This window comes from Rodentibacter pneumotropicus DSM 21403 (genome assembly GCF_000379905.1).
GTDB classification, from domain to species: Bacteria; Pseudomonadota; Gammaproteobacteria; order Enterobacterales; family Pasteurellaceae; genus Rodentibacter; species Rodentibacter pneumotropicus.
In genome coordinates, this window is record NZ_KB904040.1 from 35,587 (window position 1) to 60,652 (window position 25,066).

Consider the following 25,066-nt stretch of genomic DNA (forward strand, 5'->3'; position numbering starts at 1 on the left):
TTACTGTAAATAAAGACGATAATTGGTACTTTCTAATGTCGGTTTCATCAGTTCAATAGCTTTACGTTCTTTAGCTTGTAAACGCAAATTTCCAACAAGGCTTTCTCGTTGATCCGTCCAAACTTGGGTAACCCCCTGTGCGTTATACCAAAAAAGGTGATAATTCACATTAATAGGTTGGGTACTTTTATTTTTTACCCACGCAGAATTTGCCGACACTTTCGCCTCAACAACGGGCGCAAGCTCCGCTGTTATATTCAAAATTGGGTTATTAGTATGAACTAAATTCGGCCCTGAAACGGAGCAAGCCGAAAGCACAAGGCTTGCCAAAATAACCAGTGATTTCTTCATTATTTGTCCAACATTTTGCCAAGCGGTTCGCCCCCTAGCAGGTGCATATGAATATGAAATACTTCCTGCCCGCCATGCTTGTTACAGTTAACGATTAAACGATAGCCCTCTTCCGCAATACCTTCTTGTTTGGCTAATTTTGCCGCCACAGTAAACAAACGACCAAGTGAAACTTCATCTTGCTCGGTTACATCATTTATGGTTGGAATTAATTTATTTGGAATAATTAAAATATGGGTTTTGGCTTGCGGTGCAATATCACGAAATGCCGTGACCAACTCATCTTGATAAACAATATTAGCGGGAATTTCTTTGCGAATAATTTTACTGAAAATGGTTTCTTCTGCCATGGGATTTTCCTTTAATCAATGAAAAAGTGCGGTTGAAAATTACCGCACTTTTTATCAGAAATCAGACCTGATTGCAATTTAGCTTTATTTTTTCAAGAATAAAGCCTATGAGAACATAGGCTTCTAGGTTAGCACTCACAAATTAGTTTTCATCTTCTTGTTTGATAAAGGCTTCATTAATTTCAATTTGTGCCTTATCACGCAATGCTTGTAAAAGTTGTGTACGTAATTCAAGTTGCTGTGTTTGACGGAATTGCTCTCCGAATTGAGCTAATTCTTGCTCATTCAGTTCGCCTTTCTCCACTTTACTCAGCGCCGCGACAATTACATCGCCTTTACTGTTACGCACTATTTTATACACTGTTGTGCCATTTGCCGGTTTTTCCATGGAGAAAATACCATTAGTTAAAATCGGATCTTTATTTTCCGTAAAAGCGAAGGTTTGCTCTGAACCGAAAGAAATACCTACCGGTAATTTATTTGGCTTCGTCGGAAGATCATTAACCAATTTCGTTGCCGTTGCAGTCAATATTTTTTCTGCTTTTTCACGTTTTAAAAAGTTTTCAATATCCGTTTTTGCTTCATCTAACGCTTTTATGCCTTCAGCTTTATGATCTAACACACGTACCAAAACAATATGCTGTTCCCCTATGTTTAATGGTTCGGAATTTGCTCCTCCATTTGAAATATCGGAATCAAACATCGCAGAAATCACATTAGGTGAATTTAACGCTTCCGGTACATTTTCACGAGAAAAATAACCGCTTTCTTTTACTTTTACACCGGCTACGTTTGCTGCGCTCTCTAAAGATTTACTATCTTCAAAGGCTTTTTCACGTACATTTTTTTCGACTGTGTAAAAACGGTTTTCCAATAAGTTTTTACGCACTAAATCTGTGATTTGTGTTTTCACTTCATCTAGCGGTTTTTCTTTACGCTCCTCGACTAAAATAATGTGGAAATTACCCTCAACATTAACCGGTTCACTAAATTTTCCGACTTGAAGCATGGTTGCCGCCTCTTCAAAAGTCCTTGGTAATTCATTGGCATTTACCCAACCTAATTCGCCACCCTTCTCTCCCGAAACTTTATCTAACGAACGTGTTTTAGCTAATTCGGCAAAACTTGCGCCATTCTTTAATTCTTGATAGGCAGTTTGCGCCTCTTGTTCATTAGAGAATTGAATATGCGCTAATTTCTGCGTCATAAACTGTGCTTTATTATCCTGATAATATTGCGCAATTTCCACATCACTTACTTGAATGTCTTTTGCTACATCGGCGCCTGAAACTTGGATATATTGTACTTTTACTTGTTCAGGTTGCACAAAAGCTTTTTGATTGGCTTCATAGTAAGTTTTTACTTCATCTTCAGTGATATTCTGTTTTGCTATTTCATCAGCAAGGGATAATGTCGCTAAACGGGCAATACGTTTTTGAAATAAAAGTTGAGCATTATCTTTTACTTGAACAGGCACTACAAATTCACTATTTGCAATACCGTTTTGCATTTGCTCAAGTGTAAGTGCACCACGCAAAATATTCGCATAGGTATCGGAACTTAAACCATTTTGTGCAAGAATTTGTTGATATAGTCCGTTGTCAAATTTTCCGTTAGATTGAAAATTCGGATCAACCACAATGGCGCGTTTAATCATTTCATCGCTTACGCCTAATTTCAATTCTTTCGCATATTGACGAAGCAATTCCTGATCAACCAAACGATTAATAATCCCTTGACGCAAAGCATTAACAAATTCAGGTGAATCGGACTGAGTTAAAAATGCCTCACCTTCTTGTGCCGCACGCGTTTCAAATTCTTGGTTATAACGATTCATAAAATCTTGCTGGGAAATGGTTTCACCATTAACCTTTGCAGCATAAGAATCGTAGTTACTAAATAAATAACCAGACATCCCCCCTACTAAGAATGAAATGGTAATTAACCCGAGAATAAATTTAGCAATTTTGGTATTCGCCATACCGTTCATTTTTTCGATAAACATATTTACCCTTTTTAAAAGACAAAATTTTTAGAATTATAATCGAAAGTGAGGAAATTCGCACCTTAAAATACCAAAGCATCATGCTCAAATAAAATTTTAATCCCCATAATAATAATGACTAAACCACCGAAAATTTCGGCTTTACTTTTAAATTTTCTTCCTAAAAAATGACCGCTCTTTACACCGATAAAAGAAATTACAAACGTTGTAATACCAATAATCCATACTGCCTGAATAATATTCACATGCAAAAAAGCAAATGAAATACCGACAGCCAGTGCATCAACACTGGTCGCCAAGCCTAAACTAAGTAGTCGTTTAACATTGATTATCTCTGAAACCGGCTCCCTTTCCTCCTCGGTGAAACCTTCACGAATCATATTTGCACCGATCAATAATAAAAGGATAAAGGCAAACCAGTGATCCCATTCTTGAATAATTTTGCTAAATTGCGAACCCAATACATAACCTATAAGCGGCATGATTGCTTGGAAACAACCAAAGCAAAGGGCTATTATCACTGCCTGTTTCCATCGAAAAGATCGCATAGCGAGTCCTTTCGAAATCGAAACGGCAAAGGCATCCATCGACAATCCCAGTGCAATAATCCACAATATATAAAATGCCATTATTTCTGTCTTTATTTACCAATACAAAATGAGCTGAAAATATTACTGAGTAAATCATCCGAGGTAAATTGACCGGTAATTTCACTTAATTGTGCCTGTACCAGGCGTAATTCTTCCGCCAATAATTCTCCTGCATGAAATTCCGTTAATTGAACCAAACCAATCTGCAAATGCTCCGCCGCTTTTTCTAATGCTTCTAAATGGCGACGACGGGCTAAGAATCCGCCTTCAATACCGGTTTGGAACCCCATGGTTTGTTTTAAATGCTCACGCAATAACTGTACTCCTTTGTGTGTTTGAGCTGACAAGCTAATGATTTGATAGCCTTTTTCTTCACTCAATCCTTCTTCTTCATCAGTTAAATCAATTTTATTACGCACAATCGTCACTGGAATATTTGTCGGTAATTTCGCTAAAAATTCTAACCGCACTTTTTCAAGATTTTGGCTATCTGTATCGCTACTGTCGAGCATTAAAATGATACGATCCGATTGTTCTATTTCAGTCCAAGCTCGGGAAATTCCAATTCGTTCCACTTCATCGGTGGCTTCACGCAATCCCGCCGTATCAATAATATGGAGTGGCATACCATCAATGTGAATATGTTCACGCAAAACATCACGTGTCGTTCCTGCAATATCGGTCACAATCGCCGCGTCACGTCCGGCAAGGACATTCAATAGGCTGGATTTCCCTGCATTCGGGCGACCGGCAATCACGACCTTCATTCCTTCACGTAAAATCGCACCTTGTTTTGCTTCACGGCGTACATCGTCCAGCTGAGTGATAATACCCCGTAAATTCGCTTCAATTTTGCCATCCGCCAAGAAATCAATTTCCTCATCGGGAAAATCAATGGAGGCTTCTACATAAGTTCGTAAATAAATAACCGCCTCGACTAATACATTGACTTTATGTGAAAATTCACCTTGCAATGATTTTAACGCTGAGCGGGCAGCCTGTTCGGAGGTCGCGTCAATTAAATCTGCGATAGCCTCTGCTTGAGCTAAATCCAATTTATCATTTAAAAAAGCTTGTTCAGAAAACTCGCCCGGTCGTGCTAAACGAACACCCTCAATTTGCAAAATACGTTTCAGCAATAAATCAAGGACAACTTGTCCGCCATGCCCTTGCAATTCCAATACATCTTCACCCGTAAAAGAATTCGGTGCTTTAAAATAAAGGGCAATACCTTGATCCAATACTGTTCCATCAACATCTTTAAAAGGTAAATAGTCCGCCATACGAGGTTTGGGACATTTCCCCAAGACGTTGTTCGCAACTTCGCCCGCTAAAGGTCCGGAAATCCTTAAAATACCAATGCCACCCCGTCCCGGTGCGGTGGCTTGTGCAACGATTGTTTCTTTCATAAAAAAACTCTCTAAAAAATGACCGCACTTTTATGCGGCTTAAAATACGATAGGGCGTATGCTATACAGCCTTAGAGACATCATCAACACCCAATGATGGAAAAAGGCACCTTTCGATGCCTTTTTCATATAATTAGGGATTATTTTTTACGGGAATGTAACCCTTTTTTCTCTAATCCACGGTAAATCAGTTGCTGCTGTACAATAGTGATTAGGTTAGACACTAACCAATATAATACCAAGCCTGACGGGAACCAGAGGAAAAAAAACATAAAGATTAGCGGCATAAAATTCATCACTTTTTGCTGCATTGGATCAGCCACCGGTGTCGGAGACATTTTTTGCAGCAAATACATAGAAATCCCCATCAAAATCGGCAAAATGTAATATGGATCTTGCGCGGATAAATCTTGAATCCAGCCGAAGAATGGTGCGTGACGAAGTTCAACAGCTTCCATAAATGTCCAATATAGTGCAATGAAAATCGGCATTTGCAGAAGAATCGGTAAACAACCGCCCAACGGATTGACTTTTTCCTCTTTATAGAGTTTCATCATTTCTTGGCTCATACGCTGACGATCATCACCAAAACGCTCACGCATTTCTTGCATTTTTGGTTGTAACATACGCATTTTTGCCATTGAGGTATATTGTGCTTTTGTGAGTGGATATAGAATCGCTTTAACAACAATAGTTACACAAATAATCGCCAGACCCCAGTTAGAAACAATTCCTTGGATGAAAGTGAGTAACCAAAACAACGGTTTCGCAATAAACCATGCCCAACCATAATCAACGGTTAAGTCTAAGTTATTTGCCACTTTTGCCATATCATTTTGAAGTTTAGGCCCAGTCCACAGTGAGCTGGAAATCGTTCCTTGCGCTCCCGCCGGAATTGTCACGATTGGCCCGCGATAACCAATTGAAGCCACATTATTTTTTGTATCAGTGAGAGTATAAAGTTGATTATCCACATCTTGATTCGGAATCCATGCAGAAACAAAGTAATGTTGTAATACAGCAACCCAACCTGCTTTGGTATTGATAGAAAGATTCGCATCTTTCATATCAGAGAAACTGTATTTTTTATAATTGGTTTCTGATGAAGAATAAGCACCACCGGTATAAGTTGGCATTGCTACATTGCCACTACTTTCCACTAATGTATGTTTTAATTGACCATAAGGCTCTACTTCAATAGTTTCACCGCTTTGATTATTGATTTTATAATCTACGCCAAGATCATAACTACCGCGTTTTAAAACAAAAACTTTTTGATAGGTTACCCCATCTTTTTCAAAAATTAATGGAACAGAAAGGAAATCTTGTCCTTCAGCTAATTTGAAATGATCACCTTCAATTTGATATTGTGCACGACCGGATTTGGTATCAATCCCATTTTTACCAATCAAGCCACTTTGTGCGATATAAATATGTTCCGGAGAATCTTTTAGCAGCACAAATGGTGTTTTAGAATCTAACTCCGCATCATATTTTAAGAGTTCGGAACTCACTACATCACCGCCTAGGGTATCTACTTTTAGACGTAAAACATCATTTTCAAGGGTGATAATACGACCTTTAACCGCTGAATCAGAGGCAATTTGTGTTGATGAAGAGGAACTTGCAGGTACATCTGAAGTAATTGAGGTTGTTTGTTCAGCTACTGGAGGTGGATTTTTATCCATTTGCCACTGCTGATAAACAAGGAAAGAAATAAACATTAGTGCTAACACTAACAGGCTACGTCTTGAGTCCATTATTTTTTCTCATCGTTATTATTGGGTTTCGGCGGAACCGGATCGAATCCACCTTCGTTCAAGGGGTGACATTTTAATACACGTTTTAGTGTAAGCCAACCACCTTTTAACAATCCGTGTCTTTTTAACGCTTCAATGCCATAACACGAACAAGTAGGAATAAATCGACAACGCGACCCGATCAAAGGACTGATCGTCATTTGATAAATTCGGATTAAACCAATTAAGATTTTTGAGCCAAACGAATGTGTCGCTGCCATAATTTTTCCAGCGTTTGACGAAATGTAACATTATCAAGCTTAGCAATTCCAGCTTTTGCTACAAAAACAAAATCACAAGCAGGTAGCTGATGTTGATATAAGCGAAAACTTTCACGCACTAAGCGCTTAATTCGATTGCGATCATGTGCGCGCTTCAAATGTTTCTTCGCGACAGTTAAACCTAAGCGGGGATGTTCAAGATTATTTTCTCGGGCGAGAATACTCAGTTCAGGCGTGCTAGCTCGAAACGGTTGTTCAAAGACATTTTTGAATTGAATGGGAGTCAACAAACGTAACTCCCTAGAAAAGTTTAGTTTAACCACTAAGAATAGCGATTATGCAGATAAACTTTTACGACCTTTAGCACGACGACGGGCTAAAACTTGACGGCCGTTTTTAGTTGCCATACGAGCACGAAAACCGTGAGTACGGCTGCGTTTTAATACAGAAGGTTGAAATGTACGTTTCATTTTAATTTACCTAAATTTAAAATGTTTACTGTTTTGAATCCAAAACAAATAAGGGTTATAAAAAATAGGATGTAATTCTAATCATAAATCAGGTGTTCGTCAAACTAAGAAAGGGAATTTTTAAAAAACAATCTTACATCTTTTTAAAATCATCGCAATCACACATAATTCAAATAAAATATAAAGCCACCTTTTTAGTTTTTTCCCGTTTCTTGAGAAGATTTTTTGCCAGGATTATTGTAGAATCTCTAAAATTTTTGATTGTACTTATATCATATCTCCAATTTTATTAAATAAGTGGAAAGCAGCATTAAGGATAGTTTATCGTGAGTCTCTCTAATCTTTGGCAAGATTGCCTTTCTCAATTACAAGATCAAGTTTCCGCTACTGATTTAAGCACTTGGCTTCGCCCATTGCAAGCTGATACGGTCTCTCAAGATAAAATCGTACTTTATGCTTCAAATATGTTTGTAAAAGGTTGGGTTGAAACCCATTACCTCAAACAAATTCATCAAATTTGCCAAGCACTTTCACAAAATCCAAATTTACAAATTATCCTTAAGGAAGGGGTAAAACCTACGCCCAAAGCTATTGTTAAACCTACGTTGCAATCGGCAGAAAGTGTGGGCAATTCCGATGATAAATCTGAAACGGAAAAAGCTCTGAAATTCGACTCACATCTAAATACCAAGCATGTATTTGAAAACTTTGTCGAAGGTAAATCAAACCAATTAGCCCGCGCAGTCGGACAAAAATTGGCACAAGCCCCTGGCGAAGCTACCGCAAATCCGTTTTTTTTGTATGGAGGAACTGGGCTAGGAAAAACCCATTTATTACACGCTATTGGTAACGGTATCTTGGCAAATAAACCCAATGCACGTGTACTTTATATTCACGCCAATAATTTCATGCAGCATATGGTAAAAGCCATGCGAGATAATAATATGGATCAATTCAAAAAATTCTATCGTTCCTTAGATGCGCTGTTAGTGGATGATATTCAATTCTTTGCAGAGAAAGAAAAAACTCAAGAGGAATTTTTCCATATTTTCAATAACTTATTTGAAACCGGTCGCCAAATCATTTTAACCTCTGACCGCTATCCTAAAGAAATTGAAAGAATTGAAGAGCGCTTAAAATCCCGTTTTGGTTGGGGATTAACCACCGCCATTGAGCCACCTGACTTAGAAACCCGTGTGGCGATATTATTGAAAAAAGCGGAAGAGCATCAAATGCATCTACCGGAAGAAGTGGCGTTTTTTATCGCTCAACGTTTACGCACGAATGTACGCGAACTGGAAGGCGCTCTCAATCGAGTGAAAGCAATGCAAGATTTTAAAGGCGGTGAGATTAATATTGATTTTGTCCGTGACACCCTAAAAGATATCCTTGCTTTACAAGAGCGTTTGGTAACCATTGATAACATTCAGAAAACAGTGGCTGAATACTATCGAATTAAAGTATCGGATTTAAAATCCAAAAGCCGTCAGCGCTCGGTAACACGTCCCCGCCAAATCGCCATGGCATTGGCAAAAGAATTAACCAACCGTAGTTTGCCGGAAATCGGTCGGGCCTTTGAACGGGATCATACCACCGTACTGAACGCTTGCCGTGAAGTGCCGAAATTTCGTGAAAAAGATAACAGTATTCAAGAAGATTGGGCGAATTTAATTCGTACCTTATCTGCATAAGGAGCAACCATGCAATTTAGTATTTCTAGAGAAAATCTCTTAAAACCGTTACAACAAGTTTGTGGTGTATTAAGCAGTCGTCCAAATATTCCTGTATTGAATAATGTATTACTACAAATTGAAAATAACCGTTTAACCATTACCGGAACTGATTTAGAAGTAGAGCTTTCAACTCAAACTCAGCTTTCTTCTTCCACAACAAATGGCAACTTTACCATTCCGGCAAAAAAATTCTTAGATATTTGCCGCACTTTATCGGATGAATTTGAAATTACCGTCACCTTTGAAGAAGAACGGGCCATAGTACAATCGGGAAGAAGTAAATTTAACCTTGCTACCCTACCGGCGGAAGAATATCCAAATCTAACGGATTGGCAGTCCGAAGTAGATTTTGCCTTACCGCAAAATACCTTACGTCGCTTAATTGAAGCCACTCAATTTTCTATGGCGAACCAAGATGCACGCTATTTTTTAAATGGTATGAAATTTGAAACGGAAGGTAACTTACTCCGTACCGTTGCAACGGACGGACACCGGCTGGCAGTTTGCACAATTGCTCTTGAGCAGGAATTACAAAATCATGCGGTCATTTTGCCACGCAAAGGGGTGCTGGAATTAAATCGTCTATTGGAAAGCAGTGAAGAACCTGCCCGTTTACAAATTGGCACAAATAATCTTCGCATTCATCTCAATCATATTACCTTTACATCGAAATTGATTGATGGGCGTTTCCCCGACTACCGTCGTGTATTACCACGCAATGCCGATAAAATTGTAGAAGGTAACTGGGAAGCCTTAAAACAAGCTTTTGTTCGTGCCTCTATTCTTTCCAATGAACGTGTACGTAGCGTACGTTTAAATTTAAGTGAAAACCAACTTAAAATCACCGCATCCAACCCTGAACACGAAGTGGCGGAAGAAATTGTTGATGTAATGTATTCCGGCGAAGAATTGGAAGTCGGTTTCAATGTTACTTACATTTTAGACGTACTTAACGCCCTCAAATGCCAACAAGTTCGTATTCGATTAACCGATGCGTCCTCTAGCTGCTTAATTGAAAACTGTGAAGATAACAGCAGCGAATATGTGATTATGCCAATGCGTCTATAAGATGGCAATTTCCCGTTTATTGATTGAAAAATTTAGAAATTTAAATGCCGTAGATCTTGAATTAGATCGCGGCTTTAACTTTTTGATCGGCAATAACGGGAGTGGGAAAACCAGCCTGTTAGAGGCAATTTTCTATTTGGGGCACGGGCGCTCCTTTAAAAGCGCGGTCACAAATCGCATCATTTCTTATGACGAACCACATTTTACTTTATTTGGGAATATTCAAGAAAAGCAACATCATTGGTCAATAGGATTGCAAAAACTTCGCCAAGGCAACACCCTTGTTAAAATCAACGGTGAAGACGGAAACAAAATTTCCGACCTCGCCCACCTCCTCCCCATGCAACTTATCACCCCGGAAGGCTTAACTTTACTCAATGGCGGACCAAGCTATCGACGAGCATTTTTAGATTGGGGCTTATTCCATCATCACACTCATTTTCATTCTGCTTGGCGCAACCTAAATCGCCTATTAAAACAACGCAATGCTGCACTCGGTCAGCATCAACCTTACTCCGCAATAAAAATTTGGGATATTGAGTTATCAAAGCTTGCTCACAATGTTAGTGACTGGCGCGCAGAATATGCGGCAGCTTTACGCACAGATATTGAAAAAACCTGCCAACTTTTTTTACCGGAATTAGACATTAGCGTCAGTTTCCATCAAGGTTGGGATAAAGATACTGAATATAGCGATTTACTGGAACAAAATTTTGATCGTGATAAAGCCCTTGGTTATACTTTTTCCGGTCCGCAAAAAGCAGATTTTCGTTTCAAAGCGTATGGATTGCCCGTCGAAGATGTGCTTTCTCGCGGACAATTAAAATTACTGATGTGTGCCTTACGCCTCGCCCAAGGGGAACATTTAATGAAAGAAAAACAACGTCATTGTATTTTCCTAGTTGATGATTTCGCTTCGGAATTAGATCCATTTAAACGTGAATTACTCGCCGAACGTTTACAACAAAGCGGATCACAAGTATTTGTGACGGCAATTACACAGAAACAGCTAAAAGAAATGAAAGCTGAAACAGGAAGATTATTTGAAGTAGAAAATGGTGCTATTTCGCCACTTGAAAAACAAATTAATTGGTAATCTAGGAATACCTAAAAATTAATAATGAAATCACTCATCCCCCCAAAAGTTAAGTAAAAATGAAAGAATTTAACTTAAAAAAATAGCCCGCAAATGCGGGCATTTTTTTACTCAAACTCATCCAGCCACTTCAATAAAATAGCTTCAAGAATCGCCTCGTTAGATTTTTGTGGATCATCATCAAAACCTTCTAATTCACAAATCCACTGATGTAAATCCGTAAAACGTACAGTTTTGGGATCAAGCTCAGGGTTGCGATCATACAATTCTTCCGCAATAAGTTGTGAATCCGTCCATTTCATTAGTGCGCCGCCTCATTTGCATGATTAAGATTATATTTTGGGATTTCCACTACTAAATCATCATTCCCCACCACACACTGGCAAGAAAGACGGCTATCCATTTCCAATCCCCAGGCTTTATCCAGCATATCTTCTTCTTGATCGCTGGTTTCATTTAAAGAATCAAATCCTTCACGAACAATCACATGACAGGTCGTGCAAGCGCAAGAACCGTCACAAGCATGATGAATCTCTACCCCGGCATTGTGAGCCACTTCTAATAAGTTATCACCGGCAGCCGTATCCACGACCATACCTTCCGGACAAAATTCTTCATTTGGTAAAAAAATTACTTTCGGCATAATACTTTCCTCAAATCACAATGATTAAAAAACAGCTTATGTTAAATAATAGGTTAAAACTCACCTCAATTTAACCGCACTTTTATTTACAGTTTTTCCATATCCGATACATTCTTACCGGTTAAGGCACGATTAATACTGGCATTCATTCGCCTTGAGGCAAATTCTTGCGTTGCGGCATCTAAGGCTTTAATGCCTTGTGTGATGGCATGACGATCGGTTCCTTGCTTCAGCGACATCAATTGTTTCAATACTTCTTCAATATGATGAAATTCTTCAATACTGAGCAATTCTGAGCCATCTGCCTGTAACGCTACAATCACACTTTCAATTACACGATCTGCTTCTACACGCTGCTCTGCCAGCTCACGGGCCTGCAAATCTTCTTGAGCATGGTCAAAGGAGGATTTGATCATGGCTGTCACCTCTTCATCCGTTAAACCATAAGAAGGTTTAATTTGAATAGATGCTTGTACTTTAGTGGACTTTTCCATCGCGGTGACACTTAATAAACCGTCTGCGTCCACTTGATAAGTCACACGAATATGCGCTGCACCGGCAGCCATTGGCGGAATGCCACGCAAGGTGAAGCGTCCAAGTGAACGGCAATCCTCCACCAATTCACGTTCACCTTGCACAACATGTACCGTCATTGCCGTTTGACCGTCTTTAAAGGTGGTAAATTCTTGTGCTCGGGCAACAGGAATGGTGGTATTGCGTGGAATAATTTTTTCTACCAATCCCCCCATGGTTTCAATACCAAGTGAAAGTGGCACTACATCAAGTAGCAACATATTCGCATCGGTTTTATTACCGACTAAAATATCCGCTTGAACCGCCGCGCCGAGTGCAACCACTTTATCTGGATCAATTGAGGTTAATGGTGTTTTACCAAAAAACTCTCCGACTTGCTCACGAACATAAGGCACACGTGTTGAACCACCCACCATCACCACTTCTTGGACTTCATCCGCATCGACATTGGCATCTTTTAATGCTCGGCGACAAGCGAGTAAAGAGCGTTTTACAAGTGGATGAATTAATTCATTAAATTGATCACGTGTCATTGTAATGGAAAAATCTTGCCAAGAAATGACCGCACTTTCCGCCTGACTCAAGGCAATTTTCGCTTGACCGGCAAGGGTTAACAGCTCTCGTTGTTGATTGACATTTTGTGGTTGGAACTGCGTTTGTGTTATGACCCAATCAGCGATGCAATGGTCAAAGTCATCGCCCCCCAATGCCGTATCTCCACCGGTTGCCAATACCTCAAACACGCCTTTAGACAAACGCAGGATGGAAATATCAAAGGTTCCCCCACCTAAATCATAAACAGCAATAATCCCTTCTTGACCACTATCCAAACCGTACGCCACCGCGGCAGCTGTGGGTTCATTCAATAAGCGTAATACGTTCAAACCCGCCAAACGTGCCGCATCTTTCGTGCTTTGACGTTGGGCATCATCAAAATAGGCAGGGACAGTAATCACAACGCCTGACAGATCTGCCCCAAGACGTTGTTCCGCGATATGATTCAAATGTGCCAAAATATCGGCGGACACTTCCACAGGGCTTTTTTTCCCTTGGTTTGTGAGGATCAACGGCAAGCCATTTTCACTCGCCACAAAATCATAGGGCATCGTTGGATAACGAGATTGTACATCGGCCAAACTCCGACCGATTAAGCGTTTGGCAGAAATTACCGTATTTTTAGGATCACTTGCCGCTTGAGCAAAGGCTTCTACCCCCACTTTTTTTTCGTTTTTTCCATAATGCACCACGGAAGGAACGAGGCTACGCTCCTGCTCATCATTTAAAATCACGGCTTGACCGCTTCTAACCGAAGCAATCAAGGAATTGGTTGTCCCTAAATCAATCCCTACCGCTAAACGATGCTGATGAGGCGCTGCGGTCTGTCCGGGTTCTGAAATCTGTAATAATGCCATAATATTTCTTTTTCTATTTCAATAAGTTACACCACAGAATAAGCCATTTCAAATTTATCTTTTTCAACGAAACAGGCATTATAATGGGTTTCAATATTCACTTCACGTTTTTGGCGTTGATCTATTGCCATGGCTTTATCTTCATTTAAATCCGGGGTGAATACAATCACTTGGTTACCATCAAGTTGTTTCACTTCTTCTTGCCAATTTTGCCAAAATAAGCCTTGATAGAAGGCTTCCAGATCGCCATTTAACGCCCAAGCTAAAAATTCGGTATAAGTAAAATTCAAATTATGCCAAACTAAATCCTTTGGTGAAAAATAGTAGATTTTACCGAGATTTTCCCCTAAAGAACCGCCATTTAACGCAAAATAGCCTCCAATCACATCATCCGCCACCAATAAATATTGAGGTTTTTCCCCTGATTCCTTGAAAGATTTACTAAAATTCCAATCCATCAGTCCTCGTGGTAATTGAAAACTACCTGAGCCTAAAATACGTAACCAACCATAATGAATGAGAATACCACCGGTTTCATAAATCACCGCCCCCATAGGGGATGAAGTGGGCATTTGCATAGTAAACAATTCACGTTCGGCACTGGGTTGATCTTTCTTAATCACTAGACAATGATTGCGAGCCTGTTCAATCCATTTTAAAAGTGTAGGCCAAGCAGAAGCTTCTGGGGAAATCAATTGTTCGAGAGTTTGCATCATAGAGTTACATCATTAAAAGTGCGTTCAATTCTCAGCGCGCTTTATCATTCAAAAAAGCGTTCTTCCACACGCTCAATTTCTTCTGTGAGTTTGCGTGTAAAGCGTAATTTATCACAAAGTTGTGTAGTTTGATCCCATTGTTGGGCTTGGATACTATGAGAAAGTGCGGTCAATAATTGCTGTGTTTCTTGACGGATTTCGGCTGCCAGTGCATCTAATGCTTGTTCATCTTTTTGGCTTTCTACATTTTCCAATTGCTCACGCCATTGTAACTGCTGCATTAAAAACGCCACATCTTGCGTGCTTTTTTGTTCAATATCTTGCTGTTCACACAGGTGAAGTGCAACAATCGCTTCCGCACGAAGAATCGGATCTTTTAACGTTTTTAAGGCATCATTCACTTCCGTTGATTTTTGCATCGCTATTCTCTGCTCTGTGGCACTTGCGGCAACGAAATTATCAGGATGCAAGGCTTTTTGTAATTCCAAATAACGTGCATTTAACGCTTTCGTATCGAGTTGGAAATCAACGGGTAAATCAAAAATTTCAAAGGGATTTAACATTATCTTTCAACTCAACATTAAACATGGAAACTTTCACCACAACCACAGGATTCTTTCACATTCGGGTTGTTATATTTAAAGCCTTCGTTCAAACCTTCTTTGACATAATCCAATTCAATGCCGTTGAGATAAAGCAAACTTTTCGGATCCACAATCACGTTCACCCCATGTTGTTCAAAAACGAGATCTTCCTCATTTAATACATCGACAAATTCCAATACGTACGCTAAACCTGAACATCCTGATGTCTTCACACCCAGACGCAAACCGATACCTTTTCCGCGATTATCCAAAAAAGCTTTTACGCGTTGAGCGGCTTTTTCTGTTAATGTAATACTCATTCTTCCCCCAAGAGATCAGTAAAAGTGCGGTCAAAAACAACCGCACTTTTTTATTTATTCACCTTGCTTTGATTTATAATCGGCAATTGCCGCTTTTATCGCATCTTCAGCTAAAATCGAACAGTGAACCTTTACTGGTGGCAATTCTAATTCTTCCGCAATTTGGCTGTTTTTAATTGCCCCTGCTTCCTCTAAAGATTTACCTTTAACCCACTCGGTAATCAATGAGCTTGATGCAATGGCAGAACCACAACCGTAGGTTTTAAATTTTGCATCTTCGATAATGCCGTTATCATTGACTTTAATTTGTAACTGCATCACGTCACCACAAGCCGGTGCCCCCACCATTCCAGTACCAACAGAACTGTCTTTTTTATCCATTGATCCCACATTACGTGGATTTTCATAATGGTCGATTACTTTTTCGCTATAAGCCATTTTAACTTTCCTTTTCTAAATTCTGATAAAAAACCGCCCTTCATCTATTTCAGACGGTAATGAGATATTAGTGGGCAGACCACTCAATCGTATTAAGATCAATACCTTCTTTAAACATATCCCATAATGGGGATAGCTCACGCAATTTTTCAACCGCATTTTTTACTAAATTAACGGTGTAATCAATTTCTTCCTCGGTAGTGTAACGCCCTAGGGTAAAACGAATCGAACTATGTGCCAATTCATCATTCAAACCTAATGCTCTCAATACATAAGACGGCTCAAGACTCGCAGAAGTACAAGCAGAACCGGATGAGACCGCAATATCACGTAATGACATCATTAATGATTCACCTTCTACATAGTTAAAACTGATGTTTAAATTATTATCGAGGCGATGTTTCATAGAACCATTGACATAGGTTTCCTCAATATCTTTCAAGCCGTTATACAAACGGTCACGAAGCGCTCTCAGACGAGGCATTTCTGTTGCCATTTCTTCTTTCGCAATACGATAAGCTTCACCCATACCCACAATTTGATGAACCGGCAAGGTACCGGAACGCATCCCACGTTCGTGACCACCACCGTGAATAATCGCTTCTAAACGTACACGAGGTTTACGACGAACATATAATGCACCAATGCCTTTTGGTCCATAAAGTTTATGACTGGACATTGACATTAAATCCACCGGTAATTCGGCAAGATTAATTGCTACTTTCCCCACACTTTGGGTTGCATCAACATGAAAAAGGATTTTATTTGCACGGCAAAGCTCACCTATCGCCTTAATATCTTGCAATACACCAATTTCATTATTTGCGTGCATAATGGAAACCAAAATCGTATCCGGACGAAGTGCCGCTTTGAATTTTTCTAAATCAATTAAGCCATCAGATTCCGGTGACAAATAAGTGACTTCAAACCCCTCTCGCTCCAATTGACGACAGGTATCTAATACTGCCTTGTGTTCCGTTTTGCAAGTAATAATGTGTTTACCTTTAGTTTGATAGAAATGGGCTGCTCCTTTGATTGCCAGATTATCAGACTCCGTTGCACCGGAAGTGAATACAATCTCTCGGGAATCAGCACCAATTAAATCGGCAATTTGATTACGTGCAACATCCACAGCCTCTTCTGCTTGCCAACCAAATTTATGTGAGCGTGAAGCCGGATTTCCGAACGTGCCATCGATGGTTAAAAACTCCATCATTTTTTTAGCGACTCGTTCATCTACTGGACAGGTTGCTGCATAATCCAAATAAATAGGTAATTTCATTTTCACTCCTAAAAATCATTCCAAATTTGACCGCACATTTAAATGTGCGACTACTTTCCTTTATGGATTCATTAATACTAAATTTTCAAAATCATGATGCGATGAATGCTTTTGGCTACGCTTACTGACAAGTTCCGCTAACGTAATTTCATTCAAGAAACTTTCAATACGATTACTTAGATCCTCCCAAAGAGTATGAGTTAAGCATTCTTTGCCATTTTGACAGTTTCCTCGACCTAAACATTTAGTCACATGGATATTCTCGTTTACTGCAGAAATAATCATTCCCACAGAAATTTGATCACTTGATAATCCAAGCCTATACCCCCCACCGGGCCCACGGACACTTTTCACTAATCCGTCACGACGCAACTTAGCAAAAAGTTGTTCTAGATAAGATAATGAAATATTTTGACGTTCAGAAATATCAGCAAGACTCACCGGGCCAGATTCTGCATTTAATGCGATATCTAGCACCGCGGTCACCGCATAACGTCCCTTTGAGGTAAGTTTCATAAAGTTTCCTTAAAATTGCACTAATGTTTACATATCCGACCAAAATAATCAACTATCTATCTTGGGCAAATCCAACCGTTTTTCAACTGCACTTAGCATGCCACGCAGGATATTTAGTTCATTTTTTTCTATATTTGCACGATTGTATAAACGTCTCAGTTTCTGCATTACACCTTGATTGTGAATAAATCCGAGAGATTGATACAGCCGATCGGTATGATTAAAAAAATATTCCATTTCTTGTACTGTCACTGATTGCCTTGCTATCGCTTTTTCTGAAAAAGTCTGAGCAGCATTACAGTTTTTAATCGAGTTCGCCATATACAATTCATAACTAACAAGCTGGACAGCCATTGCCAAATTTAATGAAGAATAATCAGGATTAGCAGGAATCGTTAAGTGATAATGGCATTTAATTAATTCATCATTATGCAAACCGACACGTTCTCTGCCAAAAACAATAGCCACTTTACCGTGGTGCTTTGCCACTTTTTCTGCACATTCTCTCGGTTCAATTAATGTGCTCTGTAAGTGACGCAAACGTGCACTCGTTCCAATAACTAAAGAGCAATCAGCCACTGCTTCATCAAAACTCGATACTATTTTTGCATTCTTGACAATATCAGCTGCTCCTGCGGCAAGTGCTATAGATTGCTCATCAACGACTTTAGGAGAAACAAGACATAACTGAGAAAGCCCCATTGTTTTCATTGCCCTTGCTGAAGAGCCAATATTCCCGCTATGCGAGGTTTCAATGAGAACAATTCGGATACGGTCAAACATTATGCTTTATTACCTGATTAAGTATTGGTTCATTTTATCATAATAACCTTTAATTTAAGTCAAGAATTTCCTTATTTTAAAAATAAAGATTACTTATCAATAAATAACAAAAGCAGGAGTTAGTTTGAAAGAATTCGAATTCTAACTACAATATAGAATTAAGTAGATGAATTATAGAATTAGATGGTGGGTCGTGAAGGATTCGAACCTTCGACCAACGGATTAAAAGTCCGCTGCTCTACCGACTGAGCTAACGACCCATAATGAAATCTATATGAAGTGGTGGGTCGTGAAGGATTCGAACCTTCGACCAACGGATTAAAAGTCCGCTGCTCTACCGACTGAGCTAACGACCCACATCGCTGTAACAGGGGCGTATATTACTGATTTTATTTTTCTGTGCAAGAAAATTTTTTCTATTTTGTGTTAATTGATGGAATACTCACCAATTTTTATAAATATAAGGGATAAAAACACAAAAGGTAGAGATTAAATCTCTACCTTTAGAAAATCAAACTGATCTAAAACTAGTATGATAATACAGCGCGACGATTTTTAGAATATGCTGCTTCGTCGTGACCTAATACTGCAGGTTTTTCTTCGCCATAAGAAACAGTTGAAACTTTGCTACCTTCTACGCCTTTACCAGCTAAGAAAGATTTAACTGCATCCGCACGACGTTGACCTAAAGCGATATTGTACTCTGGCGTACCACGCTCATCGGTGTTACCTTCAACAATTACTTTTGATGCAGGAGTTGCATTTAAGTATGCAGCGTGTGCATCTAAGATTTGAACATACTCACCTTCGATATTATATTTGTCAAAACCGAAATATACGGTGTTGTAACGTTGTTGAAGATCTTCAACAGAATAACCACCGAAAGTTTGACCGTTTGTCGCAGCACCGTTGCCAGCCGCATCATTGCTAGAGGAACTACACGCTGCTAATGCAGCTACAGAACCTGCAACCAATAAGGATTTAACAAATTTGTTCATTAAATTCTCCTAATCACATTTTTTATTTAGTTAAATATGGAGACCAAGCTGGAAATTTTACTTGGCCGTTACTTCCTGGAAGACTCGCTTTAAAACGACCATCTGCAGAAACTAATTGTAGCACCTTTCCCAATCCTTGGGTAGAACTATAGATAATCATAATACCATTAGGAGAAATACTCGGGCTTTCACCTAGGAAAGATGTACTTAAAACTTCAGAAGCACCGGTTGTAAGATCTTGCTTGACCACATTGTTGTTACCATTGATCATAACAAGTGTTTTACCATCAGCACTAATTTGAGCACTACCACGACCACCTACTAAAGTTGCGCCACCACCACTTGCACTCATACGATAAACTTGAGGTGAACCACCTCTATCCGAAGTAAATAAAATCGAGCTGCCATCCGGTGACCATGATGGCTCAGTATTATTACCTACCCCACGTGTTAATTGTGTTGGCGTTCCACCGTTTGAACTCATCACATAAATATTTAGAGTCCCATCCTGTGACGAAGCAAAAGCTAAACGAGAACCGTCAGGTGAAAATGCCGGAGCACCATTATGACCTGAAAATGAAGCAACAACTTTACGTGCGCCAGAGCCTAAATCCTGAACCACTAGCTGTGATTTTCTGTTTTCAAATGAAACATATGCCAAACGTTTACCATCCGGTGACCATGCAGGAGACATAATTGGTTGAGAACTACGATTGACTACAAACTGATTATAACCATCATAATCGGCAACACGGACCTCATAAGGTTGTGAACCACCATTTTTTTGTACCACATAAGCAATACGCGTTCTGAAAGCACCACGAATAGCCGTCAATTTTTCAAATACTTCATCACTAACAGTATGTGCACCATAACGTAACCATTTGTTTGTTACAGTATAGCTGTTTTGTGCAAGCACTGAACCAGCATTACCGGATGCACCAACCGTATCAACAAGCTGATAAGAAATATTGTAACCACTACCTGTTGCCGTTACTTGTCCTACAACAACCGCATCAATACCTAAAGCACTCCAAGCTTCTGGATTGACTTCAGACGCTGAAGTCGGTTTTTGTGGCATTTGAGTCACAGGAATCGGATTAAATTTACCACTATTACGTAAATCGTCCGCAACAATTTTACCAATATCTTCCGGTGCGGATCCTGCAAATGGTACGACGGCGATTGGACGAGCACCATCAACACCTTCATCAATCACAATACGAACTTCATCTTCTGCGACAGCACTCCCCACTAAAGCAAGAACGATTGCAAACACACCTACAAGCTTTTTAATTAATTTCATTTTGTTACCCTTGAGTAAACTGATTAATACCTTCCAAAAATTAATTATTTAATATCAAAATCAATAATTGGTGCTTTATATTTATTGTACACTGCATCAGACGGAGCAGCAGGAACTTTTTTTGTTCTTGCAACAGCACTTAACGCAGCTGTACAAATATCTTCCGGACCTGATACTTTTTGATACCCCAAAATCGTACCATCTCTACCTAACTGAATTTTGATACGGCAAACTTTGCCAGCAAAACTAGGATCTTTTAAGAAACGACGCTGAATTTCTCTCTTAATGACACCGGCATACTGATCGCCCACTTTACCACCATCACCAGCCCCTAATCCAGCTCCACTGCCTTGCGTGCCTCCTTTATTGGCACTAGCGCCTTTAGAAGCACTACCGCCACCAATATTACCGCCATTCATAAAATCATCTAAAGCAGCCTGCTCTACCTTACGTCTTGCAGCAGCTTCAGCAGCTGCCTTCGCCTTAGCATCTGCTGCAACCTTCGCTTTGGCTTCCGCATCTGCTTTAGCTTTTGCCTCCGCCGCCTTAGATTTAGCTTCCAATTCAGCTTTTTGTTTTTCTTCTACTTGTTTTTTAGCTTTTTCTTCAGCCTGTTTTTTTGCTCTTTCGATAGCAGCCTGTTCGGCTTTAGCTTTCGTTTCTTCTTCCGCCTGTTTTGCCGCTGCAGCTAAACGTTTTGCCTCTGCTTCTGCTTTTAACTTAGCAGCCGCAGCCACCTGTTTTGCCTTAGCCTCTTCTGCCTGCTTTTTTAAAGCTTCCTGACGGGCTATTTCTAGCTGTTTTTGTTTTTCCGCCACTTCTTGTTTCTGACGTTCAATTTCCCTTTGGCGCTGAATTTCCTGCTGGCGTTTTAGTTCTTCCTGTTTAGCAATTTCTTGTTGACGAACGTCTTCTTGTTCCACGGTCGGTTTCTCCTCAACAACAGGTTCAGGCTTCTTCTGCTTATCGGTTTGACCTTTTTTTTGTTGTTGGATACGCCCCCATTCCTGCGCAGCACTGCCAGTGTCAACCATGACAGCACCTAACGCATCACCGTCACCTTCACCGCCGCCCATAATCTCAACGGTTTGATAGAAAGAACTCCAAATCAACAATCCGAACAAGGCAAGGTGCATGAGGATCGAAATAACAAATGCATTTGTTCCCTTTTTCTGTCGATTATTCTGCACGTTTTACCTACTTACTAAATTGGGTTTGTCATTAAACCAACTGATTTAATACCGGCCAAATGAAGTAAATTCAACGCTTTAATGACTTCTTCATAAGGCACTTCTTTTGCTCCCCCAACGAGGAACATCGTATTATTGTCTTTATCAAATTCCTGCTTTGATAATTGCGTCACCATTTCTTCCGTTAAACCTTCTTGACGCTCACCTGCAATAGAAAGTGTATATCGACCAACACCGGAAACTTCTAGGATAACGGGTGTTTTATCTTCATTCGATACATTTTGACTTTGTACTGAATCTGGAAGCTCAACCTGAACACTTTGGCTAATGATCGGCGCAGTAGCCATAAAAATCAATACAAGTACAAGTAAAACGTCTAAAAACGGGACAATATTGATTTCAGATTTAATTTCTTTACGTGAGCGACGTGCCATATTTTCCTCTAAAACTTCGCTAAAAATGACCGCACTTCAAAGTGCGGTTGATTTTCCTGTTATTTTTTACTGGGAATGTGCTGCTTTACCAAAGGCTTGGCGGTGTAAAATTGTGGTAAATTCATCAATAAAGTTACCATAATTTTGCTCAATAGCATTCACACGTAAACTTAAACGGTTATACGCCATCACCGCAGGAATCGCTGCGAACAAGCCAATTGCTGTGGCAATCAATGCTTCCGCAATACCCGGCGCAACCATTTGTAATGTGGCTTGTTTCGCACCGCTTAACGCCATAAATGCATGCATAATTCCCCAAACTGTACCGAATAATCCAATATAAGGGCTGACGGAAGCTACAGTTGCTAAAAATGGAACTCGGCTTTCAAGAACTTCAATTTCACGATTCATTGCCAAATTCATTGCTCGTGTTGTTCCCTTAATAATTGCTTCCGGTGCATCTGCATTAACTTGTTTTAAACGTGAAAATTCTTTAAATCCAACAAAGAAAATTTGTTCACTACCGGTTAATACATCACGGCGATTTGATAAACCTTCGTATAATTTATTAAGATCTTCGCCAGACCAAAAACGATCTTCAAATGTGTTCGCTTCTTTCAACGCATTTGTTAGTACACGGCTACGTTGAATAATAATAGCCCAAGAAATAATTGAAAATAAAATTAAAATAACAATGACAAGTTGTACAACGATACTTGCTTTTAGAAAAAGGTCTAAAAAATTTAATTCTGCAGTCATCACCCTACTCCGAGAAGGTTATATTGTTTGAAAAAGCGACTTTTATTTCAGTTGGAATTGCCGCCGGTTTCATTTTGCCAAGATCAACATAGGCTACTTTTACAGTAGCCTTTGATAGAATTACTGTTCCTCGCATCAGTCGCTGCTTAAAAAGGATTGTTGCACCTTTTATTGCCATAACTTCTGTTTCAACAATAAGATAATCATCCAGTTTTGCCGGAACGCAATAGTCAATTGTCATTGATTTGACAACGAATGCTGCTTGTTGTTCCTGCAATAATATTTGCTGAGAAAAATTTTGTTTTCTTAAATATTCCGTTCTCGCACGTTCAAAAAAATGCAAGTAACGTGCGTGGTAAACCACACCACCCGCATCCGTATCTTCATAATAAACTCGCACGGGAAAACGAAAGATCTTTGAATACACCTTAATTTTTCCTTATTCAATAATCTGAAACTGTGTATTTTAGAGTCAGATTTTGCTATTCGCAAGTACTTTCAAATAAGCAAAATCTGATTTATGAATAATGTACGACTATCGCAACTAAAAATCCTAAATAACCAAAATAAGGGAAAAATATCACTTGCCAAAAAGTGCGGTTAATTTTAAAGCCAATTCCATGAATCCATGCACACACCACACCCCATAGAATAAAAAGAATCAAAAATGGGTTAACGGTTCTCAATTGAGTGGAAAATAGATTGAAATTAAACAAAAAGGCAAGTGTTAGTATAATCGCCAGGATAAATGAAAGGGTTCTTAACGAACCCTTATTAACATATTGATAGAGAAATTGAATCATTATTCGTCAAATTGCCCTAAATTTTCTTTGTTTTTTGTGACTTTTACGCTTGCAAAAATTGCCGCTAAAATACCCACTACCCAAATCACATATAACATCTCATATCTCCTTTAGTATAATGAGTTTGTGTTTTCTTCCACAAAGCGTTCATCCAAACGACCAAACATTTTGAAGTATGACCAAATGGTATAAGCAAGGGAAATAACCACAAATACTAGCGCTAAGAAGAGCATCCAAGTTAGCGTTAATTCGCTAGATGTAGCATCCCACATTAATAAGCTTTGTTCCGGATGTGAGCTTGAAGGCATCACAAATGGGAACATAGAAACAGCGGCAGTGATAATCACGCCAGCCATAGTTAATGAGGAGAATAAAAATGCAAAACCACAACGATTTGCTTTTGAGAAAATCACATTCAACAATGCGCTCACTACAGCTAGAGCAGGGAAAATCCACAAAATAGGCATTTCATTAAAGTTTCTGAACCATGCTCCGGTTTCAACTGCAACTTCTTTACCTATAGGGGAAGATGGTGCAAAGTGATCAATAGTACTGGTGACAACATAACCATCTTTAAAGTATAACCATACACCAGCAAGAACAAATGCAATTAGAGTCACAAACGCACCAATTTGGGTTATAGCACGAACTCTATCTCTTAATTCAGAAGTGGTTTTCATTTGTAACCAATTTGCACCGTGTGTTACAAGCATTGCTAAGCTAATCACACCACATAATAAAGCAAACGGATTTAACAACGCAAAGAATGAACCAGTATAAGTCACCTGTGCGATTTCATTAAATTCAAATGGAACACCTTGCAATAAGTTACCAAATGCGACACCAAAAACTAATGCGGGAACAAAACCACCGGCAAACAAGCCCCAGTCCCACACTGCACGCCATGTCGGGTTATCAATTTTTGCACGATACTCAAAACCGATTGGACGGAAGAAGAGTGCTGCTAATACCAATACCAGTGCAATGTAGAAACCTGAGAAGGATACCGCATAGACAATTGGCCATGCTGCAAACACTGCACCACCGGCAGTTAATAACCAAACTTGGTTACCATCCCAGTGAGGCGCAATTGAGTTAATCATAATACGGCGTTCCACTTCTTTTTTACCGGCAATAGGTAAAAGTGCAGTCACCCCCATATCGAATCCGTCAGTTACAGAGAAACCGATCAGCAATACAACGACTAACACCCACCAAATAAAACGTAGAAATTCATAATCAATCATAATTCGTCT

The 25,066-nt window shown here is 39.5% G+C and carries 30 protein-coding genes and 2 tRNA genes; 3 read left to right on the top strand and 29 right to left on the bottom strand.

Features of this window, described 5'->3' with window-relative positions:
- From A3GE_RS0100195 to rpmH, 9 genes are all read right to left on the bottom strand, one after another.
- A complete protein-coding gene (locus tag A3GE_RS0100195) occupies window positions 1-351 on the bottom strand; it encodes a DUF1425 domain-containing protein (protein WP_018355268.1) in 351 nt (116 codons plus the stop codon).
- A complete protein-coding gene (gene hinT, locus A3GE_RS0100200; RefSeq protein ID WP_018355269.1) occupies window positions 351-701 on the bottom strand; it encodes a purine nucleoside phosphoramidase in 351 nt (116 codons plus the stop codon). Before hinT ends, A3GE_RS0100195 begins: the two co-directional genes overlap by 1 nt.
- Window positions 702-843: 142 nt before the next feature.
- Window positions 844-2,706: a peptidylprolyl isomerase gene (ppiD, locus tag A3GE_RS0100205; protein WP_018355270.1), complete on the bottom strand. Its 1,863-nt coding sequence runs from the start codon at window positions 2,704-2,706 to the stop codon at window positions 844-846.
- A gap of 62 nt (window positions 2,707-2,768) precedes the next feature.
- The gene (locus tag A3GE_RS0100210; protein WP_026215323.1) at window positions 2,769-3,335 is read right to left on the bottom strand and encodes a manganese efflux pump MntP; all 567 of its coding nucleotides are present in this window, start codon (window positions 3,333-3,335) and stop codon (window positions 2,769-2,771) included.
- Window positions 3,336-3,346: 11 nt separating this feature from the next.
- Window positions 3,347-4,705, bottom strand: a complete 1,359-nt coding sequence (mnmE, locus tag A3GE_RS0100215; protein ID WP_018355272.1) for a tRNA uridine-5-carboxymethylaminomethyl(34) synthesis GTPase MnmE — start codon at window positions 4,703-4,705, stop codon at window positions 3,347-3,349.
- A 140-nt stretch (window positions 4,706-4,845) separates the two neighbouring features.
- Window positions 4,846-6,465: a membrane protein insertase YidC gene (gene yidC, locus A3GE_RS0100220; RefSeq protein WP_018355273.1), complete on the bottom strand. Its 1,620-nt coding sequence runs from the start codon at window positions 6,463-6,465 to the stop codon at window positions 4,846-4,848.
- Window positions 6,465-6,725 (bottom strand): membrane protein insertion efficiency factor YidD, encoded by a 261-nt coding sequence (gene yidD, locus A3GE_RS0100225; RefSeq protein WP_018355274.1) that lies wholly within the window; start codon window positions 6,723-6,725, stop codon window positions 6,465-6,467. Before yidD ends, yidC begins: the two co-directional genes overlap by 1 nt.
- Complete coding sequence (rnpA, locus tag A3GE_RS0100230) at window positions 6,689-7,048, bottom strand: ribonuclease P protein component (protein WP_026215324.1); 360 nt, start codon at window positions 7,046-7,048, stop codon at window positions 6,689-6,691. Before rnpA ends, yidD begins: the two co-directional genes overlap by 37 nt.
- A 12-nt stretch (window positions 7,049-7,060) precedes the next feature.
- On the bottom strand, window positions 7,061-7,195 hold the full coding sequence (rpmH, locus tag A3GE_RS0100235; RefSeq protein ID WP_005539760.1) for a 50S ribosomal protein L34: 135 nt from the start codon (window positions 7,193-7,195) through the stop codon (window positions 7,061-7,063).
- Window positions 7,196-7,521: 326 nt separating this feature from the next.
- Here rpmH and dnaA point away from each other — a divergent pair, with 326 nt between their 5' ends.
- Genes dnaA through recF form a run of 3 tightly spaced genes read left to right on the top strand, consistent with a single transcriptional unit; the run spans window position 7,522 to window position 11,092 of the window.
- Window positions 7,522-8,886, top strand: coding sequence for a chromosomal replication initiator protein DnaA (gene dnaA / locus A3GE_RS0100240; protein ID WP_018355276.1), 1,365 nt, complete (start codon window positions 7,522-7,524; stop codon window positions 8,884-8,886).
- A gap of 9 nt (window positions 8,887-8,895) precedes the next feature.
- Window positions 8,896-9,996: a DNA polymerase III subunit beta gene (gene dnaN / locus A3GE_RS0100245; protein ID WP_018355277.1), complete on the top strand. Its 1,101-nt coding sequence runs from the start codon at window positions 8,896-8,898 to the stop codon at window positions 9,994-9,996.
- Between the two features lies 1 nt (window position 9,997).
- Window positions 9,998-11,092: a DNA replication/repair protein RecF gene (gene recF / locus A3GE_RS0100250; protein WP_018355278.1), complete on the top strand. Its 1,095-nt coding sequence runs from the start codon at window positions 9,998-10,000 to the stop codon at window positions 11,090-11,092.
- A 107-nt stretch (window positions 11,093-11,199) separates the two neighbouring features.
- Here recF and iscX read toward each other — a convergent pair whose 3' ends face one another.
- From iscX to cydB, 20 genes are all read right to left on the bottom strand, one after another.
- Complete coding sequence (iscX, locus tag A3GE_RS0100255; RefSeq protein WP_018355279.1) at window positions 11,200-11,394, bottom strand: Fe-S cluster assembly protein IscX; 195 nt, start codon at window positions 11,392-11,394, stop codon at window positions 11,200-11,202.
- A complete protein-coding gene (gene fdx, locus A3GE_RS0100260) occupies window positions 11,394-11,735 on the bottom strand; it encodes an ISC system 2Fe-2S type ferredoxin (RefSeq protein ID WP_018355280.1) in 342 nt (113 codons plus the stop codon). The genes iscX and fdx overlap by 1 nt, the downstream gene beginning before the upstream one ends.
- An 86-nt stretch (window positions 11,736-11,821) precedes the next feature.
- The gene (hscA, locus tag A3GE_RS0100265) at window positions 11,822-13,681 is read right to left on the bottom strand and encodes a Fe-S protein assembly chaperone HscA (RefSeq protein ID WP_018355281.1); all 1,860 of its coding nucleotides are present in this window, start codon (window positions 13,679-13,681) and stop codon (window positions 11,822-11,824) included.
- A gap of 26 nt (window positions 13,682-13,707) precedes the next feature.
- Window positions 13,708-14,394: a DUF2625 domain-containing protein gene (locus A3GE_RS0100270; protein WP_026215325.1), complete on the bottom strand. Its 687-nt coding sequence runs from the start codon at window positions 14,392-14,394 to the stop codon at window positions 13,708-13,710.
- A 47-nt stretch (window positions 14,395-14,441) separates the two neighbouring features.
- A complete protein-coding gene (gene hscB / locus A3GE_RS0100275; protein WP_018355283.1) occupies window positions 14,442-14,960 on the bottom strand; it encodes a Fe-S protein assembly co-chaperone HscB in 519 nt (172 codons plus the stop codon).
- A gap of 17 nt (window positions 14,961-14,977) precedes the next feature.
- Window positions 14,978-15,301, bottom strand: a complete 324-nt coding sequence (iscA, locus tag A3GE_RS0100280; protein WP_018355284.1) for an iron-sulfur cluster assembly protein IscA — start codon at window positions 15,299-15,301, stop codon at window positions 14,978-14,980.
- Between the two features lie 54 nt (window positions 15,302-15,355).
- Window positions 15,356-15,739, bottom strand: coding sequence for a Fe-S cluster assembly scaffold IscU (iscU, locus tag A3GE_RS0100285; protein WP_018355285.1), 384 nt, complete (start codon window positions 15,737-15,739; stop codon window positions 15,356-15,358).
- Between the two features lie 67 nt (window positions 15,740-15,806).
- A complete protein-coding gene (locus A3GE_RS0100290; protein WP_018355286.1) occupies window positions 15,807-17,021 on the bottom strand; it encodes an IscS subfamily cysteine desulfurase in 1,215 nt (404 codons plus the stop codon).
- 60 nt (window positions 17,022-17,081) lie between these two features.
- Window positions 17,082-17,537 (bottom strand): Fe-S cluster assembly transcriptional regulator IscR, encoded by a 456-nt coding sequence (gene iscR, locus A3GE_RS0100295; RefSeq protein ID WP_018355287.1) that lies wholly within the window; start codon window positions 17,535-17,537, stop codon window positions 17,082-17,084.
- A gap of 48 nt (window positions 17,538-17,585) precedes the next feature.
- Complete coding sequence (gene trmJ / locus A3GE_RS0100300; RefSeq protein ID WP_018355288.1) at window positions 17,586-18,320, bottom strand: tRNA (cytosine(32)/uridine(32)-2'-O)-methyltransferase TrmJ; 735 nt, start codon at window positions 18,318-18,320, stop codon at window positions 17,586-17,588.
- Window positions 18,321-18,504: 184 nt separating this feature from the next.
- Window positions 18,505-18,580, bottom strand: a tRNA-Lys gene (locus A3GE_RS0100305).
- A 20-nt stretch (window positions 18,581-18,600) separates the two neighbouring features.
- A tRNA-Lys gene (locus tag A3GE_RS0100310) sits at window positions 18,601-18,676 on the bottom strand.
- A 171-nt stretch (window positions 18,677-18,847) separates the two neighbouring features.
- A complete protein-coding gene (pal, locus tag A3GE_RS0100315; RefSeq protein WP_018355289.1) occupies window positions 18,848-19,318 on the bottom strand; it encodes a peptidoglycan-associated lipoprotein Pal in 471 nt (156 codons plus the stop codon).
- A gap of 22 nt (window positions 19,319-19,340) precedes the next feature.
- Entirely contained in the window at window positions 19,341-20,624 is a 1,284-nt protein-coding gene (tolB, locus tag A3GE_RS0100320; RefSeq protein WP_018355290.1) for a Tol-Pal system beta propeller repeat protein TolB, read from the bottom strand.
- A 44-nt stretch (window positions 20,625-20,668) separates the two neighbouring features.
- Window positions 20,669-21,814, bottom strand: a complete 1,146-nt coding sequence (gene tolA / locus A3GE_RS0100325) for a cell envelope integrity protein TolA (protein ID WP_026215326.1) — start codon at window positions 21,812-21,814, stop codon at window positions 20,669-20,671.
- A gap of 14 nt (window positions 21,815-21,828) precedes the next feature.
- Window positions 21,829-22,248, bottom strand: a complete 420-nt coding sequence (tolR, locus tag A3GE_RS0100330) for a colicin uptake protein TolR (RefSeq protein ID WP_018355292.1) — start codon at window positions 22,246-22,248, stop codon at window positions 21,829-21,831.
- 66 nt (window positions 22,249-22,314) lie between these two features.
- Window positions 22,315-23,007, bottom strand: coding sequence for a protein TolQ (gene tolQ, locus A3GE_RS0100335; protein WP_018355293.1), 693 nt, complete (start codon window positions 23,005-23,007; stop codon window positions 22,315-22,317).
- 4 nt (window positions 23,008-23,011) lie between these two features.
- A complete protein-coding gene (gene ybgC / locus A3GE_RS0100340; protein ID WP_018355294.1) occupies window positions 23,012-23,434 on the bottom strand; it encodes a tol-pal system-associated acyl-CoA thioesterase in 423 nt (140 codons plus the stop codon).
- A gap of 91 nt (window positions 23,435-23,525) precedes the next feature.
- Window positions 23,526-23,810: a cyd operon protein YbgE gene (ybgE, locus tag A3GE_RS0100345; protein WP_018355295.1), complete on the bottom strand. Its 285-nt coding sequence runs from the start codon at window positions 23,808-23,810 to the stop codon at window positions 23,526-23,528.
- Between the two features lie 110 nt (window positions 23,811-23,920).
- Window positions 23,921-25,057 (bottom strand): cytochrome d ubiquinol oxidase subunit II, encoded by a 1,137-nt coding sequence (gene cydB, locus A3GE_RS0100355; protein WP_018355297.1) that lies wholly within the window; start codon window positions 25,055-25,057, stop codon window positions 23,921-23,923.
- Between the last annotated feature and the right edge of the window lie 9 nt (window positions 25,058-25,066).

Excerpts from the sequence above, each read along its gene's own strand:
- A3GE_RS0100270 (WP_026215325.1), bottom strand. The coding sequence starts at position 14,394 with ATGCAAACTCTCGAACAATTGATTTCCCCAGAAGCTTCTGCTTGGCCT.
- dnaN (WP_018355277.1), top strand. The coding sequence starts at position 8,896 with ATGCAATTTAGTATTTCTAGAGAAAATCTCTTAAAACCGTTACAACAA.
- A3GE_RS0100210 (WP_026215323.1), bottom strand. The coding sequence starts at position 3,335 with ATGGCATTTTATATATTGTGGATTATTGCACTGGGATTGTCGATGGAT.
- A3GE_RS0100290 (WP_018355286.1), bottom strand. The coding sequence starts at position 17,021 with ATGAAATTACCTATTTATTTGGATTATGCAGCAACCTGTCCAGTAGAT.
- rpmH (WP_005539760.1), bottom strand. The coding sequence starts at position 7,195 with ATGAAACGTACATTTCAACCTTCTGTATTAAAACGCAGCCGTACTCAC.
- tolQ (WP_018355293.1), bottom strand. The coding sequence starts at position 23,007 with ATGACTGCAGAATTAAATTTTTTAGACCTTTTTCTAAAAGCAAGTATC.
- iscU (WP_018355285.1), bottom strand. The coding sequence starts at position 15,739 with ATGGCTTATAGCGAAAAAGTAATCGACCATTATGAAAATCCACGTAAT.
- hscA (WP_018355281.1), bottom strand. The coding sequence starts at position 13,681 with ATGGCATTATTACAGATTTCAGAACCCGGACAGACCGCAGCGCCTCAT.
- cydB (WP_018355297.1), bottom strand. The coding sequence starts at position 25,057 with ATGATTGATTATGAATTTCTACGTTTTATTTGGTGGGTGTTAGTCGTT.
- iscX (WP_018355279.1), bottom strand. The coding sequence starts at position 11,394 with ATGAAATGGACGGATTCACAACTTATTGCGGAAGAATTGTATGATCGC.
- tolB (WP_018355290.1), bottom strand. The coding sequence starts at position 20,624 with ATGAAATTAATTAAAAAGCTTGTAGGTGTGTTTGCAATCGTTCTTGCT.
- ppiD (WP_018355270.1), bottom strand. The coding sequence starts at position 2,706 with ATGTTTATCGAAAAAATGAACGGTATGGCGAATACCAAAATTGCTAAA.
- mnmE (WP_018355272.1), bottom strand. The coding sequence starts at position 4,705 with ATGAAAGAAACAATCGTTGCACAAGCCACCGCACCGGGACGGGGTGGC.
- yidD (WP_018355274.1), bottom strand. The coding sequence starts at position 6,725 with ATGGCAGCGACACATTCGTTTGGCTCAAAAATCTTAATTGGTTTAATC.
- iscA (WP_018355284.1), bottom strand. The coding sequence starts at position 15,301 with ATGAGTATTACATTAACAGAAAAAGCCGCTCAACGCGTAAAAGCTTTT.
- fdx (WP_018355280.1), bottom strand. The coding sequence starts at position 11,735 with ATGCCGAAAGTAATTTTTTTACCAAATGAAGAATTTTGTCCGGAAGGT.
- pal (WP_018355289.1), bottom strand. The coding sequence starts at position 19,318 with ATGAACAAATTTGTTAAATCCTTATTGGTTGCAGGTTCTGTAGCTGCA.
- recF (WP_018355278.1), top strand. The coding sequence starts at position 9,998 with ATGGCAATTTCCCGTTTATTGATTGAAAAATTTAGAAATTTAAATGCC.
- tolR (WP_018355292.1), bottom strand. The coding sequence starts at position 22,248 with ATGGCACGTCGCTCACGTAAAGAAATTAAATCTGAAATCAATATTGTC.
- trmJ (WP_018355288.1), bottom strand. The coding sequence starts at position 18,320 with ATGTTTGACCGTATCCGAATTGTTCTCATTGAAACCTCGCATAGCGGG.
- iscR (WP_018355287.1), bottom strand. The coding sequence starts at position 17,537 with ATGAAACTTACCTCAAAGGGACGTTATGCGGTGACCGCGGTGCTAGAT.
- hinT (WP_018355269.1), bottom strand. The coding sequence starts at position 701 with ATGGCAGAAGAAACCATTTTCAGTAAAATTATTCGCAAAGAAATTCCC.
- hscB (WP_018355283.1), bottom strand. The coding sequence starts at position 14,960 with ATGTTAAATCCCTTTGAAATTTTTGATTTACCCGTTGATTTCCAACTC.
- A3GE_RS0100195 (WP_018355268.1), bottom strand. The coding sequence starts at position 351 with ATGAAGAAATCACTGGTTATTTTGGCAAGCCTTGTGCTTTCGGCTTGC.
- yidC (WP_018355273.1), bottom strand. The coding sequence starts at position 6,465 with ATGGACTCAAGACGTAGCCTGTTAGTGTTAGCACTAATGTTTATTTCT.
- ybgE (WP_018355295.1), bottom strand. The coding sequence starts at position 23,810 with ATGATTCAATTTCTCTATCAATATGTTAATAAGGGTTCGTTAAGAACC.